The organism is Halopseudomonas yangmingensis, assembly GCF_900114825.1.
Lineage (GTDB): Bacteria > Pseudomonadota > Gammaproteobacteria > Pseudomonadales > Pseudomonadaceae > Halopseudomonas > Halopseudomonas yangmingensis.
In genome coordinates this window covers 18010-36311 of the sequence record NZ_FOUI01000004.1, presented here as the reverse complement: position 1 = coordinate 36311, position 18302 = coordinate 18010, and the positions used below count along the sequence as shown (strand labels likewise).

Genomic DNA, 18302 nt, shown 5'->3' with positions numbered 1-18302 from the left:
GCTCAGTCACGCCGCCTGAAGCCACGCTGCTCCAGCAGCATGTAGAACACCGGCACGAAGATCAGCGCCAGCGAGCTGGCCGCCAGCATGCCGCCAACCACCACGGTGCCGATCTCCTGCCGACTGACCGCCCCGGCGCCGCTGCTGAATACCAGCGGCAGACTGCCGATGATAAAGGTCAGCGCGGTCATCATGATGGCGCGAAAGCGCTGCTGGGCTGCCGTCAGTGCTGCGTCATAGGGTGACATACCGTCCTTGCGGTTCTGCGCGGCAAACTCGACGATCAGGATGGCATTCTTCGCCGACAGGCCAATCAGCACCAGCAGCCCCACCTGAAAGTAAATGTCGTTGGGGAAACCACTCAGCAATGACGCCACCACCGCACCGAACACACCAAAAGGAATCGCCGTGGCCACCGCCAATGGCAGACTCCAGCGCTCGTACTGGGCGGCCAGAATCAAGAATACCATAAGGATGCCGAGGGCAAAGGCGATGCCACCGGAGGACGCCGAATCGATCAGCTGGTAGGCCTCACCCACCCAGCCAAGCTGGCTCTGGCTTCCCAGCACCTCACGCTCCAGTGCCTGCATCGCGGCCAGCGCATCCGCCGTGGTGTATCCCGGCGCAGGATCAGCGGTGACCTTGGTCGCCGGATACAGGTTGAAGCGACTCACCGAATCGATACCCTGGGTTCTTTCAAAGTTGACCACAGTACTCAGCGGCACCAGATCACCAGTGCCGGCTCGGACAAATACCTTGCGCAAGTCATCCGGATGGCTGCGGAACTCGCCCTCGGACTGCAGGTTGACCTGCCAGTTGCGCCCTTGCAGGGTAAAGTCGTTCACATACAGCGAGCCAAAGGTGCTGCGCAGGGTGGTGAAGATGTCATTGATGGCGATGCCCATCGCCTTGGCCTTGTCCCAGTCAACCTGGGCACTGTAACGCGGCACGCCGACATCCACCGCCGCCCGCACATTGGTCAGCTCCGGCCTCTTGGCGGCCGCCTCCAGCAGAAGGTCGGCCTCGGCTTTCAGGCGCAGCGGATCGGATTCACCACGCAACTGCAGGTAACCCTCAACCCCGCCGGTCAGCGACAGCCCGTTGATTGGTGGCGGCACAAAGGCGAAAACATTAGCTTCCTGAATCTGCGACCCCATGCCAAAGATCCGCCCGGCAATGTCCTGGGCACTCTGCCCCGGTGCCTCGCGGTCCTTCCAGTCGATCAGCGTGATAAAGGCCACACCGGTATTGGTGCGCAGGCCGCGATTGAGGATATCGAACCCGGCAAAGCTGGTAATGCCCTTGATTTCCGGCATCGCCACCACCTGCTGACTGAGATTCTCACGCACCGCCTCGGTGCGCCCGAGTGCCGACACCGGCGGTAGCTGGTAGACCGCCAGCAGAAAGCCCTGGTCTTCCTGGGGTACCAGGCCGCTGGACATACGTTCCAGCAGCCACAGGGTGGAGCCGATCAGCGCAACGAACAGCAGCAGGGTGATCAGCGCATGCCGCAGCATCCAGTCGACCACTCGGACAAAGCCATTGGTCAGCCAGTCAAATCCCCGGTTGAACCAGGCAAAGGCCGGTGATTCCTCAGTCTGATCACGACTCAGCAGCAAGGCACACATGGCCGGCGTCAGGGTCAGCGCAACCACCCCGGAGATCGCCACCGACACCGCGATGGTGATCGCAAACTGACTGTACAACTGACCGCTGAGACCACCGATAAAGGCTACCGGCAAAAACACCGCCACCAGCACCAGGGTCGAACCAACCACTGCGCCGGATACCTGCTGCATGGTCTTGCTGGCGGCCTGATAGCTGCTCAGCCCCTCGTCCCTGATCAACCGCTCGGCGTTTTCCATGACAATGATGGCATTGTCCACCACCACCCCGATCGCCAGAATCAACCCGAACAGGGTCAGCAGGTTAACCGAGTAGCCCAGCAGCGCCATACCGGCAAAGGTGCCGATCAGCGACACCGGAATCGCCACCAGCGGAATCAGCGTAGCCTTCAGGTGCTGCAGGAACAGAAAGGTCACCAATACTACCAGTGCAAGCGCCTGCAGCAGGGTAACCACCACCTCACGGATCGACACATCGATAAAGATGGTGGTGTCGTAGGGAATATCGAAACGCAGATCGGCAGGGAAGCTGGAAGACATGCGCTGCATCGCCTGGCGCACATTCTCAGCAGTTTCCAACGCGTTCGCGCCCGGCTGCAGGTAGATACCGATGGGCACTGCCGCCTTGGCATTGTAGGTAGCGGAGAAATCATAGCTCTGGGCGCCCAGTTCCGCGCGCGCCACTTCGCCAAGACGCAGGGCGCGGCCATCGACATCACTGCGCAGGATGATCCGTTCGAAATCCTCCGGAGTCACCATCCGCCCCGGGGTGCTGACACTGTAGGTAAAGGCCTGCCCTTCGGGGGCCGGCTCCGCGCCGATGCGCCCCGCAGCATACTGGGCATTCTGTTCACGCAGCGCCTGCGCCACATCGCTCGGGGTCAGCTGGTATTCGGCCAGCTTGTCCGGACGCAGCCAGATACGCATCGAATAGTCCTGCGCGCCAAACAGCGCGGCATTGCCGACACCGGGCAAACGTACCAGCTCATCCAGCACATTGAGCAACGCATAGTTACTGATTTCCAGCGTGTCCAGTTGCTGATGCTCGGAGGACAGTGCCACTACCTGCAAAATAGAGGTGGAGCGCGCCTGCACCTGTACCCCCAGATCACGCACCTCCTGTGGCAGCCGTGCGGTGGCGCGCTGCACCCGATTGTTGACGTCGATGGTGGCCTGATCCGGATCGGTACCGATGCGGAAATAGATAGTCAGCTGCATATTGCCGGAGTCGGCACTGTAGGATTCCATGTAGAGCATGTCATCCACACCATTGATCGCCTGCTCCAGCGGCGCTGCCACGGTATCGGCAATCACTTGAGCGCTGGCGCCCGGATAACTGGCGCTCACCACCACCTGCGGCGGCACCACGTCTGGGTACTGCTCGACCGGCAATTGCGTGAGTGATGCCCCACCGGCAATCAGGATAAGGATCGACAGCACCGTGGAGAAAATCGGCCGGTCAATAAAGAACTGAAACATGCCTTATTCTCCCGCCAGGTTTTCAGTTCCTGCCACCTGCACCGGCATACCCGGCTGCAACCCGGCCTGCCCGTTGATCACCACCGAGTCACCCGGCTGCAGCCCCTCGGCGATCACCTGCCGGTCACCAATCACATCACCCAGCACCACCTGACGCAACTCGGCCTGACCTTGCGGGTCGACCAGCCAGACCAGCGCACCCTCGGCATTCGCACCCACTGCCTGGGTCGGCACCATCAGCACATCATGCAGCCGGCGCAATACCAGACCCACCCGTACAAACTGGCCGGGGATCAGCTCACCGTCGGGGTTGGCCACCACTGCGCGGGCGGTAATGGTGCCGGTTGCCTGGTCAATCCGGCTGGAGGTGAAATCGATGCGCCCCTTGCGCTGGTAAAGGGAAGCATCCGGCAGCAGGATATCCACCTCACCCTGCAGGGTCTGGTCATGGATACGCGCACTGCGATGAATCGAGGCGTCCCGCTCGGGCAGCGCAAAGAACACATGCACTTGATCCTGCTGAACCACTCTAGTCAACAGGCTGCCAGCCTCCAGCAGACTGCCTTCTGGCAACACTTCCAGACTGGTTGACCCGGAAATCGGCGCAAGCACCTCGGTGTACGACAGATTCAGACGCGCCTCGTCCATTTCCGCCTTGGCCTGGGCCATCCCCGCCTCGGCAAACTCCAGGGCAGAACGTAGCCGGTCCCGCTCGCTGGCACTCACTGCGCCCCGGGAAAACAGCTGTTCGGCGCGCGTCCAGTCACGCTCAGCCTGTTGCTGCTCGGCGCGAAAGGTAGCCAACTGAGCCTCGGCCTGGGCCAAACGGATGCGCAGCGGCGTCGGATCGATACGGAACAGCAAATCGCCTTCCTGTACCAGCGAACCTTCCTGGTGCGAGCGTTCCAGCAACACCTCGGCAATCCGCGCACGCACCTCGACTTCACGAGCACCGCGCACCCGCGCCGGGTACTCCTGACGCTGGTCGACACTCAGTGGCTGCACCTGCTCGACGGTCACCAGAGTCGGCGGCATCTGCCCCTGTCCATTCTCGGCGGGCTCCCGGTTGCAACCGGCCAGCAGCACAAGGCCAGCCAGCAGCAGGGGCATGGCTCCAGTGGAAGACAGTTTGAACAGACGGCTTTTCATGGCAATTTCCATACGGGTTTCATAGTTGCGAATTAGCGGGTCGATAACCTGGGTGACAGGCACGGATAATTCCCGCTGGATGTGCGGATGATTCGCATTAGATGACACATGCGTCGCAACGACAACCGGCAGGATCAGAAAACACTGTTGCATCAGCGCAAAACCACACCCTATCCTGCGCCGATCTGTACATTCGGTACGTTAAAGGAACGCCGGCATGCCCTCCTCCACAAGCAACAATGTCCGACTGGTCGAAGTAGGTCCGCGTGACGGACTGCAGAACGAAGAACAGCCAATCACTGTGGCCGACAAGATCCGCCTGATCGATGATCTGGGCCACGCCGGCGTGCGCTGGATCGAAGCCGGCAGTTTCGTGTCGCCCAAGTGGGTACCGCAAATGGCCGGCAGCGATCAGGTATTTGCCGGCATCCAGCGCCTGCCCGGGGTGAGCTACAGCGCGCTGACACCAAATATGCAAGGCTTCGAAGCTGCACTCGCAGCCGGTGTCCGCGAAGTGGCGGTATTTGCCGCTGCCACCGAGGGTTTTTCACAACGCAATCTGAATTGTTCAATCAGTCAGAGCCTGCAGCGCTTTGCCCCGCTGCTGGAAGCTGCCAAGGCCCGGGGCATTGCCGTGCGCGGCTACATTTCCTGCGTACTTGGCTGCCCCTGCGATGGCGAGGTGGCGCCGCAGCAGGTCACGGCACTGGCCCGAGAACTGCTGGACATGGGCTGCTACGAGGTCTCCCTTGGCGACACCATCGGCGTCGGCACCCCCGGCAGCACCAGCCGGCTGTTCGAGCATGCCTTGCAGCAGCTGCCGGCAGACAGCCTGGCAGGGCATTTTCATGACACCTGGGGGCAGGCGCTGGCCAACATCCATGCCAGCCTGCAGCTGGGTATACGCAGTTTCGACAGCGCGGTCGCCGGGCTTGGCGGCTGCCCCTATGCCAAGGGGGCTACCGGCAATGTAGCCAGCGAGGATCTGGTCTACATGCTCAACGGCATGGGCCTGCACAGCGGCATTGATTTGCCCGCACTGATCGCCGCCGGACAGCGTATCTGCGAGCTGCTTGGCCGCCCCAACCAGTCACGCGTGGCGCGCGCCTGGCTGGCTGGCAATCATTGACACCGACCCATCCAGCAGGCCTTTAGCCAACAGCCCCAGCGTCACGATGGCACGCTCGGTATCGCGGTTCCAGGGAATCCCGCAGTTGAGCCGTAAACAGTGATTGAACTGGTCGGAATTACTGAAAACGATGCCCGGTGCAATGCTGATATTCTGCTCCAGCGCCAGATTGAACAGGGACAGGGTATCCACCTGTTCCGGCAGGCTCAGCCACAGGATAAATCCTCCGCGCGGCCGGGTGATTCGTGTACCCTCGGGAAAATGCTGCTGCACCGCCAGCTGGAAACAGGCCAGATTGTCGCGGTATTGCTGACGAATATGCCGAAGATGACGGTCGTAGCCGCCGTTCTCCAGATAGGCCGCCACGGCCATCTGACTGACGCTAGAGGCTGACAGTGTGGTGAAGGTCTGCAGCTTCTCGATCTGTTCCTGATACTTTCCGGCTATCACCCAGCCAGTACGCACACCCGGCGAAATCGTCTTTGAGAAACTCGAGCAGTACAGCACTGTGTCCGAACAGTCGAAAGCCTTCAGGGCACGGGTACGTCCATGGTCGAACATCAGCTCCCCATAGATGTCATCCTCGATAATCGGAATACCGCGTTGCGCCATCATTGCCACCAACCGGCGCTGGTTGGTCTCGGACATGGTGGCACCCATCGGATTGCCTGCCCGCGTGGTCACTACCAGCGTCTTGATCGGCCAGGCTTGAGCGGCTCGCGCCAGCGTATCCAGACACAGCCCGGTTTCCGGATGCGTCGGAATCTCGATTACCTGCAAACCCAGCAACTCGCACAACTGCAACAGACCGTAATAGACGGGTGACTCGATAGCTATCAGATCACCAGGGCGGGTCAGTGTCCGCAGGCAAAGCTGCAAGGCCTCGACACAGCCACTGGTAATCACCACCTGGTCAGGCTCGACCAGCGCACCGGCATCGCGCATGCGTATCGCGACCTGGCGGCGCAGCGGTTCGAAGCCCGGACTGAAGGTATAACTGAAGGCGCGTTGACCGTGGAAACGGGTGACACGGCTCATGTGCTGGTGCAATGCCCGCAACGGCAGAAACTCACTGGAGGGAACTGCCGCGCCCAGAGGAATAGTACCGTCACGACGCGCCTGACGCAGGATTTCACTGATAATGCCACTGCGGGTCACGGCATGCGGCGGCTCAACCCGGGCCATCACGGGTGGCGGCGCAGTCAAGGCAGGCGCCTGATGCACGTAGTAACCCGACTGTGGACGAGCCCTGACCAGGCCTTGATCTTCGAGAGTGGCATAGGCTTGCAATACCGTGGCATGGCTCACGCCTTTCTGCGCACTCAACTTGCGCACCGAGGGCACACGCTCACCCGGCTTGTAGAAACCCTTACGGATATCGTCCGCCAACTGGCGGGCAATCTGCTGATAAAGAAGCGTGGACATGGGACACCCTGGCATGCACGAAGCGGAGCGCCCTCAACCTCAATGGCCAAGAACGCCCTGAGGCTGATCAACTCCGAGCAATGAGTACAGCACAGACTGCGGGCGGAAGAAACTGTTCAGGTGCAAAAGTGCAAAAAACTGACTGTTGCGCAATCAGCCCTATTCCGCCACCGGCTCAACCGCCGATGCGGCTGGTGGAAACTGGGCCAGCCAACGCTCCCGATTGCGCTCCAGCAAAGGTTCCAATCGCCCCTCACGCAACCAGTCAGCCAGACCCGTGGCCAGCGCGCGACGCAGCGCCGCCGTATTGCAGGCAGAGTTGTGTGAAATTGTCAGGTACAACGGCTCGGCATTTACCGACCCTTCCATGGCCACAATTTCATCCGCCAATCCCATCTGTAGCAGCAATGCCTCACCCTGATGGCGTTCGTACACCACATAGTCAACCCGAGCACGCTGGAGCAACTGGAATGACTGCTCGATCGAGGGGACCTTCTTGATCTGCAAATAGTCACGCGCATAACGGTCAAATGCCATGCCAAAACTGTTATTGAGCAGCGTACTGCCTTTCAGGCCGCGCAGGTCGTGCCAGCCACTCCAGGGGAACAGGCTGTCACGTCGCACAAAAATAGCACTGGGTACTTCCATGTAGGGCGGATAGACATAATCCATGTATTCGAGCCGTTCCCGGGTCAGAAAAGCCCCCACCAACATATCCACACGCCCACTGCGAGCCTCTTCCTGAGCCCGTGACCAGGGACCGACATTCAACACATCAACCTTGACCCCGGCAGGCGCCAGCACGTCGGCAAGCATGTCCGCACCCACTCCGATAAGGCGGCTCCGGTCCTGCGGATCCACCCACAGCAAGGGCGGATACTGGGGATTGCCGGCAGCCACTACACGCTCGCACACAGGTGCAGCAGCCAAGGGTGTAGCCACAAGCCACAACAGCACTGCTAACAACCGGCTCATGCAGTCACCTGCGCAAGTTCCGCCGGCGCGCCACTGTGGAACCTGAATTGGGGATCATCCACATGGATCGCCAGGGCTTCCTGCTCGGCAAAAAAGGCAATGCGCTGGTCAATCGGGTCAGGGCTGTACTGGCGAGCCAGCTTCAGATAGTCCTCGAAGTGGCGTGCCTCGGACTTCAGCAATGAGCGATAAAAACTGCCCAGTTCGTCATCCAGATGCGGCGCAATCATGGCAAAGCGCTCACAGGATCGCGCCTCGATAAAAGCCCCGATAATCAGCGTATCGATCAGCCGCCCGGGCTCCTGCTGACGCACATGCTGGTGCAGACGACCGGCATACAGGCTGGCTGACAGCGAGCGATATTCCACGCCACGCTTTTTCATCAACGCCAGCACCTGCTCGAAATGACGCAATTCCTCACGGGCCAGACGGGACATCTTGTCCAGCAGCTCGGCATGTCCGGCATAGCGGAATAACAGGTTCACCGCCGTAGCGGCCGCCTTTTTCTCGCAATTGGCATGATCAATCAGCAACTCTTCGGGATGCTTGAGCGCGCGCACCACCCAGGCATTCGGCGTCGGGGCGGCAAGAAAGGACAGCAATGTATCGGGCAATGTCATCGGCTTTCCGAAATGATGCAAAAAGACTATGGTTGGCATTATAAGAGCATATTCAAGCCCGTGACCTGTTGACGCATGTCAACATGCATCAGCCGGAAACGCGCTAGATTGACACAAGACCAACAACAGACAGCGTTATCTCGCATAACTAGGGAGCAAGCCATGCAGGCCATCAAGCGTATCCTGGTCATAATCGACCCGAACCAGCAGAAGCACATCGCACTCACCCGCGCCAAACTGATCGCCGGTGTTATCGAGTCGGAGCTGCACCTGCTGGTCTGCGAGGATCGCCCGGATCACACCCCTTTACTCGAGAAGCTCACTGCAGAACTCACTGCCGAGGGCTTCACCGCAAGTCATACCCAGTGCTGGCACCGCAACCTGACTGAAACAATTATCCACGTCTTGCAATCCGAAGGGTGCGGCCTGGTAGTCAAGCAGCACCTGCCTGACAACCCGCTGAAAAAAGCCCTGCTGACGCCCGATGACTGGAAGCTGCTGCGCTACTGCCCGAGCCCCGTTCTGATGGTCAAGACCACCGAGTCCTGGATGAAAGGCGCGGTACTGGCCGCAGTCGATCTTGGCAACAGGGACGATCAGCACAAGGTGCTGCACGACACCATTGTCAGCAACGCCTCCGACATGGTCGAGATGATTGCCGGCACCCTGCATGTGGTCAGCGCCCATCCCGCGCCTATGCTGTCAGCGGCAGACCCGGTCTACCAGCTGCGCGAAAACATCCACCAGCGCTATATGGATCATGCGCAGGCCTATGTTGAACGCTACGACCTGAAAGAGGAGCAGATACATATCGACGAAGGCCCGGCTGACACGCTGATACCGCGTATCGCCCGCCAGGTTGGCGCCAGCGTCACTGTGATCGGCACCGTAGCCCGCAAAGGCCTGTCCGGCGCCCTGATCGGCAACACCTGTGAAGTGGTGCTGGACCAGCTCGAATGCGACCTGCTGGTACTCAAGCCGGAAGACATGCTGGCGCACCTCGAAGACATCCTGCAGAAGTAAGCCCGTTCCTGCCGGCATCGCCGATGCCGGCAGGATGGCTCAGACAAAGGTCGCACAGCCGGCCGTCTTAACTTCGCTGCGCTTTTAATGTAGAATTCCGCCCGCCGTAGGGCTCTGTGCCAGGCCTGCGCCTGCATTCCCCGACCGTATCCGTCAACCCGACCTCCGGGTTCCCCGCCGATACCGGACAGCGCCTGCACTGACCCGCACCTCCGGCGTCAAGATCCGTAAGGATGACCGTTCCGACCGTAGCGGAACAGACTGATGAGGGTAAAAACTGTGCTTGAAGCCTATCGCAAACACGTTGAGGAGCGCGCTGCCCTGGGCATCGTGCCTCAGCCGCTGAACGCCGAACAGACCGCCGGTCTGATTGAACTGCTGAAGAACCCGCCGGCCGGTGAAGAAGAGTTTCTGCTCGATCTGCTGATCAATCGCGTACCGCCGGGTGTTGATGAAGCGGCCTACGTCAAGGCCGGCTTCCTGTCCGCCGTTGCCAAGGGCGAAGCAACTTCTCCGCTGCTGAGCAAAGAACGTGCTGCCGAGTTGCTGGGCACCATGCAGGGTGGTTACAACATCGCCACACTGGTAGAGCTGCTGGACAACGCCGAACTGGGCGCCACTGCTGCCGAACAGCTCAAGCACACCCTGCTGATGTTCGACGCCTTCCATGACGTAGCCGAGAAGGCCAAGAACGGCAACGCCAATGCCAAGGCAGTCCTGCAATCCTGGGCCGACGGCGAGTGGTTCACCAACCGCCCGGCGGTAGCCGAGAAGATCAGCCTGACTGTATTCAAGGTTCCTGGCGAAACCAACACCGACGACCTGTCGCCGGCGCCTGACGCCTGGTCGCGTCCGGATATCCCGCTGCACGCGCTGGCCATGCTGAAAATGGCCCGTGACGGCATCGAGCCGGTCGAGCAAGGCGCCATCGGCCCGCTCAAGCAAATCGAAGCGATGAAGGCCAAGGGCCTGCCGGTTGCCTACGTGGGCGACGTGGTCGGTACCGGCTCCTCGCGCAAGTCCGCCACCAACTCGGTGCTGTGGTTCTTCGGCGACGACATCCCTTACGTTCCGAACAAGCGTGCCGGCGGCTTCTGCTTTGGCACCAAAATCGCCCCGATCTTCTACAACACCATGGAAGATGCCGGTGCACTGCCGATCGAATTCGACTGCAGCAACCTGAACATGGGCGACGCCATTGACGTCTACCCCTACGAAGGCAAGGTCTGCAAGCACGGCACCGATGACGTCATCACCACCTTCGAACTGAAGACCCAGGTGCTGCTCGACGAAGTCCGCGCTGGCGGCCGTATTCCGCTGATCATTGGTCGCGGTCTGACCGAGAAGGCCCGCGCCGAACTGGGTCTGGGTCACTCCGAGCTGTTCCGCAAGCCTGACGTACCGGCTGCCAGCAGCAAGGGCTTTACCCTGGCGCAAAAAATAGTCGGCAAGGCCTGCGGCGTCGAAGGCATCCGTCCCGGCACCTACTGCGAACCGAAGATGACCACCGTCGGCTCCCAGGACACCACTGGCCCGATGACCCGTGACGAGCTGAAGGATCTGGCCTGCCTCGGCTTCTCCGCCGATCTGGTAATGCAGTCGTTCTGCCACACTGCGGCCTATCCGAAGCCGATCGACGTCACCACCCACCACACCCTGCCGGACTTCATCCACACCCGTGGCGGTGTTGCCCTGCGTCCGGGTGATGGCATCATCCACAGCTGGCTGAACCGCATGCTGCTGCCTGATACCGTCGGTACCGGTGGCGACTCGCACACCCGTTTCCCGATGGGCATCTCGTTCCCGGCCGGCTCCGGTCTGGTCGCCTTTGCCGCCGCCACCGGTGTAATGCCGCTGGACATGCCGGAGTCGGTACTGGTGCGTTTCAAGGGCAAGATGCAGCCCGGTATCACCCTGCGTGATCTGGTACACGCCATTCCCTATTACGCCATTCAGGAAGGTCACCTGACCGTCGAGAAGAAGGGCAAGAAGAACATCTTCTCTGGCCGCATCCTCGAGATCGAAGGTCTGGACCACCTGACCGCCGAACAGGCGTTCGAGCTGTCTGACGCCTCTGCCGAGCGTTCTGCTGCCGGCTGTACCATCAAGCTCAGCGAAGAGTCGGTAGCCGAGTACCTGAAGTCGAACATCGTCCTGCTGCGCTGGATGATCGCCAACGGCTACCAGGACGCCCGCACCCTCGAGCGCCGCGCCCAGGCCATGGAAGCATGGCTGGCCAACCCGAGCCTGATGCAGGCCGACGCCGATGCCGAGTACGCGGCAGTGATCGAAATCGATCTGGCCGAGATCAAGGAGCCGGTACTTTGCGCCCCGAACGATCCGGATGACGCCCGCCTGCTGTCGCAAGTAGCTGGCGACAAGATCGACGAAGTGTTCATTGGCTCGTGCATGACCAACATCGGCCACTTCCGCGCTGCCGGCAAGCTGCTGGACAAGAACAAGGGCGCCCTGCCGACCCGTCTGTGGCTGGCTCCGCCGACCAAGATGGATGCGTTCCAGCTGACCGAGGAAGGCTACTACGGCATCTATGGCAAGGCCGGCGCCCGTATGGAAATGCCAGGCTGCTCGCTGTGCATGGGTAACCAGGCGCGTGTGGCTGCCAAGTCCACCGTGGTCTCCACCTCCACGCGGAACTTCCCGAACCGCCTGGGTGATGGGGCCAACGTGTACCTGGCCTCCGCCGAACTGGCCGCCGTGGCATCGATTCTCGGCCGCCTGCCGAGCGTTGAGGAGTACATGGCCTACGCTGCGGAAATCGACAGCATGGCCAGCGATATCTATCGCTACATGAACTTCAACGAGATCGAGACCTACCAGAAGGCTGCAGCGTCCATCCCGGTCGCCCAGCTGTAAGGGCAGGTGTAGTAAACAAAAACCGCTGCAGGTTAAGCTGCAGCGGTTTTTTTATGTCTGCGGCCAATTCCTCAGGCCAACGCAAAATAAATCTGTCCCCTTTATAGGGCGGGGTAACTCAATGAAAGTGTGTGGCGTAGAAATCAACAGCAACGATGTGAACCTCTGCCTGCTGTCTTTGGCAGACGGGATTTTTGAACTACCGGATTGTCGCGCGCGCCGACTGACGCTCAGAGACATCCACAGCACAGGTGAGCTGCGCTATTTTCAGCAGACCTTTGCCAAGCTGATGCAGGATTACCAGGTAGACCAGGTCATCATTCGGCAGCGGCCGATGAAGGGCAAATTTGCCGGCGGTGCGGTTGGATTCAAGCTTGAAGCGGCCATAGAACTGATCCCTGACCTGAACGTGCAGATTATGTCTACAACTGATATCAAGGAATCCCTGAAGCGCAATCCGATACAGATCGCATACGCCGACACTGACCTCAAGGCATACCAGGAGACAGCGTTCAACACCGCCTATGCTTTTCTGATGAAAGACAAATACGCTCCCAAGGATGAGTGAGTGGCACGCCTTCCTGCAATATCAGGATTGACCTCTGTAACCGCCGCAACATGCCACACCAGCGACCATATCCGGTTTTGGGGGGGCGCCGGCTTTCCTGGCCTGCCCCAAAGCCCGGCGACAGATGACCCCATCGTCTCGAACAGGTATCATTGGCGCCTTTCAAATCCGTCAGCCAATCAAGCCGAGTGTCCATGTCCAGCCAAGCTCAACAACGCCAGATCCTGGTGACCAGCGCCCTGCCCTACGCCAATGGTTCTATCCATCTGGGGCACATGCTGGAGTACATTCAGACCGATATCTGGGTGCGCTTTCAGAAGCTGCGCGGCCATCAAGCCATCTACGTCTGCGCCGACGATGCCCACGGCTCGGCAATCATGCTCCGCGCAGAGAAGGAAGGCATTACCCCCGAGCAGCTGATTGCCAACGTCAAAGCCGAACATACCGCCGACTTTGCCGATTTTCTGGTCAATTTCGACAACTATCACTCGACCCACTCGGACGAGAACAAGTACTTCTCCGAGCTGATCTACGGGCGTCTGAAGGAAGCCGGCCACATCGCCACCCGGTCGGTGACCCAGTACTTCGACCCGGACAAGGGCATGTTCCTCGCCGACCGCTTTATCAAGGGCACCTGCCCCAAGTGCGGCGCCGAGGACCAGTACGGTGACAACTGCGAGAAGTGCGGCGCGACCTACGAGCCGACCGAACTGAAGGACCCGCGCTCGGCGATTTCCGGCGCCACCCCGGTGCTCAAGGACTCGAAACATTTCTTCTTCAAGCTGCCGGACTTCCAGGCCATGCTGCAGGAATGGACCCGAAGCGGCGCGCTGCAGGAGGCGGTGGCCAACAAGATCGCCGAGTGGCTGGACAGCGGCCTGCAGGAATGGGACATCAGCCGCGATGCGCCCTACTTCGGCTTCGAGATTCCCGGTGAACCGGGCAAGTACTTCTACGTCTGGCTGGATGCGCCAATTGGCTACATGGCCAGTTTCAAGAACCTCTGCGCACGTACCCCGGAACTGGATTTCGATGCTTTCTGGGGCAAGGATTCGACTGCCGAGCTGTACCACTTTATCGGCAAGGATATCGTCAACTTCCACACCCTGTTCTGGCCGGCGATGCTGCACGGTGCCGGCTTCCGCCGCCCGACTGCGGTGAATGTGCACGGCTACCTGACGGTCAACGGGCAGAAGATGTCGAAGTCGCGCGGCACCTTTATCAAGGCGCGCACCTACCTGGACCACCTGAACCCGGAATACCTGCGCTACTACTACGCAGCCAAGCTGGGCCGTGGTGTCGAGGATCTGGACCTGAACCTGGACGACTTCGTGCAGAAGGTGAATTCCGATCTGGTCGGCAAGGTGGTGAATATCGCCAGCCGCTGCGCCGGTTTTATTCACAAGCTAGCGGGTGGAAGACTCCCCTCTGAAGAATTTGTAAAAGAGCACCTCAAAAATTTCCCCAATGATTCTGGCTGGGATGTGTTTTACGACGAGAGAGCACAACGAGTAATCGAGAAAGAAATTGAGGGAGCCTACGAACGCAGAGACTTCGGTCAAGCCATGCGAGCGATCATGCAGCAGGCTGACTTCGCGAATGGTTTCATCGCAGCGGTTGCTCCTTGGGCATTGGCAAAAGAAGGCCGCAACGAAGAAGCAATTGCCGCATCTGCACTAGGCATTAACTGGTTCCGCCGTATCATTGTCTGGCTCAAGCCTGTGCTGCCGAAACTCGCCGAGCAAGCTGAGCAATTCCTTAATGTCCAGCCTCTGAATTGGTATGACTACAGAACCTTTCTACAAACCCACCAACTCAACCAGTTCACTCCGCTGCTGACCCGTATCGAGCCGGCGAGGATCGAGGCGATGGTGGAAGCCTCGAAGGAAGATTTGGCCGCCAACGAGGCTGCCGCCGCGCCGGCTGGCAATGGCGAACTGGTCAAGGCGCCGCTGGCAGCGGAAATCAACTTTGATGCCTTCGCGGCGGTGGATCTGCGCATCGCGCTGATCGAAAAAGCCGAATTTGTCGAGGGTGCCGACAAGCTGCTGCGCCTGTCGCTGGATATCGGCGACGCCAAACGCAACGTATTCTCCGGCATCAAGAGCGCCTACCCCGACCCGGGCAAGCTGGAAGGCCGGCTGGTGCTCTATGTGGCCAACCTGGCGCCGCGCAAGATGAAATTCGGCGTATCCGAGGGCATGGTGCTGGCCGCCGGCCCCGGCGGCGAGGAGATTTTCCTGCTGAGTCCAGACAGCGGCGCCAAACCGGGCCAGCGGGTGATGTGAGAGCCGTAGTGACCAGGGTCGTAACCTGCAGCACCTGAGAAGCTAAACAGCCACGTTGGAAATCACCTGCGCAGGACCGTCCATGTCCTGGATGGACATGGCCGAGTTTACAGGGATGTATTCACAGCGTGTCCTGCGCAGGTGGTTTACAATGCGGCCTCCCGGGACTGGTCGCAGTGCCATGCAGATCTTTTCTAACGGTTAGGTGAAATGACGGAATTTGCCCTGATCCTGATCAGTACCATACTGGTCAACAACTTCGTACTGGTGCAGTTTCTCGGACTCTGCCCGTTCATGGGCGTGTCCGGCAAACTGGAAACAGCCATCGGCATGTCGGCGGCCACCACCTTTGTCCTGACGCTGGCGTCGATCCTCAGCTACCTGACCTTCCAGTACCTGCTGGTGCCTTTCGGACTGGAGTTCCTGCGCACCATTTCCTTTATTCTGGTGATTGCCGTGGTGGTGCAGTTCACCGAGATGGTGGTGCACAAGACCAGCCCGCTGCTGTACCGCGTACTGGGCATTTTCCTGCCGCTGATCACCACCAACTGCGCAGTACTCGGCGTGGCCCTGCTGAACACCAACCGCGCCGAACAGACCTTTATGAAGTCCGCCACCTACGGCCTGGGCGCCGCGCTGGGCTTTTCGCTGATCCTGGTGCTGTTCGCTGCGCTGCGCGAACGCATCGCGATTGCCGACGTACCGACGCCGTTCCGTGGCGCGGCGATCGGCATGATCACCGCCGGCCTGATGTCGCTGGCGTTCATGGGCTTCACCGGCCTGATCAGGTTGTAACGCCATGTCCCTGGTACTCACCGCAATCCTCATCCTGCTGGCGCTGGCCCTGGTATTCGGCGCCATCCTCGGCTTTGCCGCGATCCGCTTCAAGGTCGACGGCGACCCCATTGTCGAACAGATCAATGCGCTGCTGCCGCAGACCCAGTGCGGCCAGTGCGGCCACCCCGGCTGCCGGCCCTATGCCGAGGGCATTGCCAACGGCGAGCCGATCAACAAGTGCCCGCCCGGTGGCGAAGCAACCATTCAGGCCCTCGCCGACCTGCTGGATGTCGAGGCGCTGCCGCTGGACGCCGAACACGGTGAGGAAAAACCGCGTACCGTGGCCTATATCCGCGAGGCCGAGTGCATCGGCTGCACCAAGTGCATTCAGGCCTGCCCGATGGATGCCATTCTCGGCGCCGCCAAGCAGATGCACACGGTGATTGTTGACGAATGCACCGGTTGCGACCTGTGCGTGGAGCCCTGCCCGGTAGACTGCATCGACATGATCCCGCTGCCGACCACCCCGCAGAACTGGAAGTGGGACTACCCGCTGCCCGCCTCCCGCCTGATTGCCACCGACCGCGAGGCACAGCACGCATGAACAGCAACGCGATCAAGGTCTGGGACATTTCCGGCGGTATCCATCCGCCGGAGAACAAGCAGCAGTCGCTGCGTTACGGACTGGAAAAGGCACCGTTACCCGAACGCCTGATACTGCCGCTGCAGCAGCACATTGGTGCGCGCGCCGAGCCGGTAGTGCAGATCGGTGATCGGGTGCTCAAGGGCCAGCTGCTGGCCGAGGCACGCGGACTGGTCAGTTGCCCGCTGCATGCACCGACCTCCGGCACCGTAGTCGAGATTGACCTGGCGCCCTACCCGCACGCCTCCGGCCTGCCGGAGCTGGCGATCATCCTGGATAGCGACGGCGAGGACCGCTGGATCGAGCGCCAGCCGGTCGCCGACTACCGCACGCTGGAGCCGGCAACGCTGATGCAGATGATCCGCGAGGCTGGCGTCAGCGGCCTTGGCGGTGCCGGATTCCCCAGTGCGGTCAAGCTCAATGCGCGTCCGGAACAGAAAATCCACACGCTGATCATCAACGGCACCGAATGCGAGCCCTACATCACCGCCGATGACACGGCGATGCGCTACCGTGCCGATCAGGTGGTGGCCGGCATCGAAATACTGATGCACATCATCCGCCCCGAGCAGGTGCTGATCGGCATCGAGGACAACAAGCCGGAGGCAATTGCCGCCATGCGTGCTGCGGTCGGCGAGCGACCGCTGCAGGTGGTGGTGTTCCCCACCAAGTACCCCTCCGGCGGCGAAAAGCAGCTGATCCAGATCCTCACCGGCAAGGAAGTCCCCAGCGGTGGCCTGCCGGCGGATATCGGCATGCTCTGCCAGAACATCGGCACCCTGCTGGCAATCCACGACGCCATCCTGCTGGGCCAGCCGCTGATCAGCCGGATTGTCACCCTGACCGGCGACGCCCTGCAGCACCCGACCAATGTCGAGGCGCTGATCGGCACCCCGGTCAGCGACCTGCTGGCCTTTGCCGGCCTGCAGCCCGAACGCCTGCAGCGGCTGGTGGTGGGCGGCCCGATGATGGGCTTTACCCTGGAAAACCCGGTGGCGCCGATTATCAAGACCAGCAACTGCCTGATTGCCGCCACCCGTGAGGAACTGCCGCCACCGCCGCCGGCGCTGCCATGCATTCGCTGCGGGCTGTGCGCCGAGGCCTGCCCGGCCGACCTGTTACCGCAACAGCTGCACTGGTTTGCCATGGGCAAGGAATACGACCAGCTGAAACGCCAGCACCTGTTCGACTGCATCGAGTGCGGCGCCTGTTCCTATGTCTGCCCCAGCAGTATCCCGCTGGTGCAGTACTACCGCGCCGCCAAGGCAGAAATCCGCGCCCTGGAACTGCAGCACCTGAAGGCCGAGCACTCCAGGCAACGCTTCGAGCAGCGCCAGGCACGCCTGCAGCGCGAGGCCGAGCAGAAGGAACTGGAACGCCAGGCCCGCGCGGAAAAGGCCGCACGCCTGAAAGCCGCCAAGGAGGCCGAGGCCGCACAGGCGCCCAAGGCCACCAGCGAGACCACCGATACGCCGGCAGCAGCTGCTGCAGCAAAACCACCGGCCCTGAGCGATGAACAGAAGCAACTGAAGATTGCTGCCGCCACCGCACAAATGGCGGTGAAAAAGGCCAACAAGCAACTGGCCGCCAACCCCGACAACACCGAGCTGCAGGCGCAGATCGCCGAACTGGAAAAGGCCGCGCAGGCGGCCCAGGCAGCCTTCGAGGCGGCCACCGGCGGTAACGCCGAAGCACCGGCGGTGCGTACAGCGCCCAGCAAGGAGACC

General features: G+C 60.8%; 12 protein-coding genes and 1 pseudogene. 8 read left to right on the top strand and 5 right to left on the bottom strand.

Annotated features, from left to right (window positions below; translation table 11 throughout):
• Nucleotides 1-2: 2 nt before the first annotated feature.
• Nucleotides 3-3104 carry an efflux RND transporter permease subunit gene (locus tag BMZ23_RS05435; protein WP_093473741.1) on the bottom strand — a complete coding sequence of 1034 codons (3102 nt, stop codon included), beginning with the start codon at nucleotides 3102-3104 and terminating at the stop codon, nucleotides 3-5.
• 3 nt (nucleotides 3105-3107) lie between these two features.
• Nucleotides 3108-4316 (bottom strand): efflux RND transporter periplasmic adaptor subunit, encoded by a 1209-nt coding sequence (locus BMZ23_RS05430; protein WP_177197226.1) that lies wholly within the window; start codon nucleotides 4314-4316, stop codon nucleotides 3108-3110.
• Between the two features lie 154 nt (nucleotides 4317-4470).
• Between BMZ23_RS05430 and BMZ23_RS05425 the strand changes: the two genes are divergently transcribed.
• Nucleotides 4471-5382, top strand: coding sequence for a hydroxymethylglutaryl-CoA lyase (locus BMZ23_RS05425; RefSeq protein WP_093473735.1), 912 nt, complete (start codon nucleotides 4471-4473; stop codon nucleotides 5380-5382).
• Here the strand turns inward: BMZ23_RS05425 and BMZ23_RS05420 are convergent.
• The 3 genes from BMZ23_RS05420 to BMZ23_RS05410 all read right to left on the bottom strand — a co-directional run bounded on the left by BMZ23_RS05420 (nucleotide 5344) and on the right by BMZ23_RS05410 (nucleotide 8402).
• Nucleotides 5344-6807 carry an aminotransferase-like domain-containing protein gene (locus BMZ23_RS05420; RefSeq protein WP_093473732.1) on the bottom strand — a complete coding sequence of 488 codons (1464 nt, stop codon included), beginning with the start codon at nucleotides 6805-6807 and terminating at the stop codon, nucleotides 5344-5346. The two genes, BMZ23_RS05425 and BMZ23_RS05420, sit on opposite strands and share 39 nt — an antisense overlap.
• 159 nt (nucleotides 6808-6966) lie before the next feature.
• Complete coding sequence (locus BMZ23_RS05415) at nucleotides 6967-7782, bottom strand: substrate-binding periplasmic protein (protein ID WP_093473730.1); 816 nt, start codon at nucleotides 7780-7782, stop codon at nucleotides 6967-6969.
• A complete protein-coding gene (locus BMZ23_RS05410; RefSeq protein WP_093473728.1) occupies nucleotides 7779-8402 on the bottom strand; it encodes a MiaE family protein in 624 nt (207 codons plus the stop codon). The genes BMZ23_RS05415 and BMZ23_RS05410 overlap by 4 nt, the downstream gene beginning before the upstream one ends.
• A gap of 162 nt (nucleotides 8403-8564) precedes the next feature.
• Between BMZ23_RS05410 and BMZ23_RS05405 the strand changes: the two genes are divergently transcribed.
• From BMZ23_RS05405 to rsxC, 7 genes and pseudogenes are all read left to right on the top strand, one after another.
• Entirely contained in the window at nucleotides 8565-9425 is an 861-nt protein-coding gene (locus BMZ23_RS05405; RefSeq protein WP_093473726.1) for a universal stress protein, read from the top strand.
• Between the two features lie 279 nt (nucleotides 9426-9704).
• Nucleotides 9705-12299, top strand: a complete 2595-nt coding sequence (acnB, locus tag BMZ23_RS05400; RefSeq protein ID WP_093474242.1) for a bifunctional aconitate hydratase 2/2-methylisocitrate dehydratase — start codon at nucleotides 9705-9707, stop codon at nucleotides 12297-12299.
• A gap of 121 nt (nucleotides 12300-12420) precedes the next feature.
• Complete coding sequence (locus BMZ23_RS05395) at nucleotides 12421-12867, top strand: DUF3010 family protein (protein ID WP_093473724.1); 447 nt, start codon at nucleotides 12421-12423, stop codon at nucleotides 12865-12867.
• Nucleotides 12868-13061: 194 nt separating this feature from the next.
• Nucleotides 13062-15155: a methionine--tRNA ligase gene (metG, locus tag BMZ23_RS05390; RefSeq protein ID WP_093473721.1), complete on the top strand. Its 2094-nt coding sequence runs from the start codon at nucleotides 13062-13064 to the stop codon at nucleotides 15153-15155.
• Nucleotides 15156-15365: 210 nt separating this feature from the next.
• Nucleotides 15366-15950 (top strand): electron transport complex subunit RsxA, encoded by a 585-nt coding sequence (rsxA, locus tag BMZ23_RS05385; protein ID WP_093473719.1) that lies wholly within the window; start codon nucleotides 15366-15368, stop codon nucleotides 15948-15950.
• Nucleotides 15951-15954: 4 nt separating this feature from the next.
• Nucleotides 15955-16536: an electron transport complex subunit RsxB gene (rsxB, locus tag BMZ23_RS05380; protein WP_093473717.1), complete on the top strand. Its 582-nt coding sequence runs from the start codon at nucleotides 15955-15957 to the stop codon at nucleotides 16534-16536.
• Nucleotides 16533-18293 (top strand): annotated as a pseudogene (gene rsxC, locus BMZ23_RS05375) (electron transport complex subunit RsxC); the annotation flags it as partial. The gene rsxB and the pseudogene rsxC, both read left to right, overlap by 4 nt.
• Nucleotides 18294-18302: the final 9 nt, after the last annotated feature.

Excerpts from the sequence above, each read along its gene's own strand:
- BMZ23_RS05435 (WP_093473741.1), bottom strand. The coding sequence starts at position 3,104 with ATGTTTCAGTTCTTTATTGACCGGCCGATTTTCTCCACGGTGCTGTCG.
- BMZ23_RS05425 (WP_093473735.1), top strand. The coding sequence starts at position 4,471 with ATGCCCTCCTCCACAAGCAACAATGTCCGACTGGTCGAAGTAGGTCCG.
- BMZ23_RS05420 (WP_093473732.1), bottom strand. The coding sequence starts at position 6,807 with ATGTCCACGCTTCTTTATCAGCAGATTGCCCGCCAGTTGGCGGACGAT.
- BMZ23_RS05415 (WP_093473730.1), bottom strand. The coding sequence starts at position 7,782 with ATGAGCCGGTTGTTAGCAGTGCTGTTGTGGCTTGTGGCTACACCCTTG.
- BMZ23_RS05410 (WP_093473728.1), bottom strand. The coding sequence starts at position 8,402 with ATGACATTGCCCGATACATTGCTGTCCTTTCTTGCCGCCCCGACGCCG.
- BMZ23_RS05405 (WP_093473726.1), top strand. The coding sequence starts at position 8,565 with ATGCAGGCCATCAAGCGTATCCTGGTCATAATCGACCCGAACCAGCAG.
- BMZ23_RS05395 (WP_093473724.1), top strand. The coding sequence starts at position 12,421 with ATGAAAGTGTGTGGCGTAGAAATCAACAGCAACGATGTGAACCTCTGC.
- metG (WP_093473721.1), top strand. The coding sequence starts at position 13,062 with ATGTCCAGCCAAGCTCAACAACGCCAGATCCTGGTGACCAGCGCCCTG.
- rsxA (WP_093473719.1), top strand. The coding sequence starts at position 15,366 with ATGACGGAATTTGCCCTGATCCTGATCAGTACCATACTGGTCAACAAC.
- rsxB (WP_093473717.1), top strand. The coding sequence starts at position 15,955 with ATGTCCCTGGTACTCACCGCAATCCTCATCCTGCTGGCGCTGGCCCTG.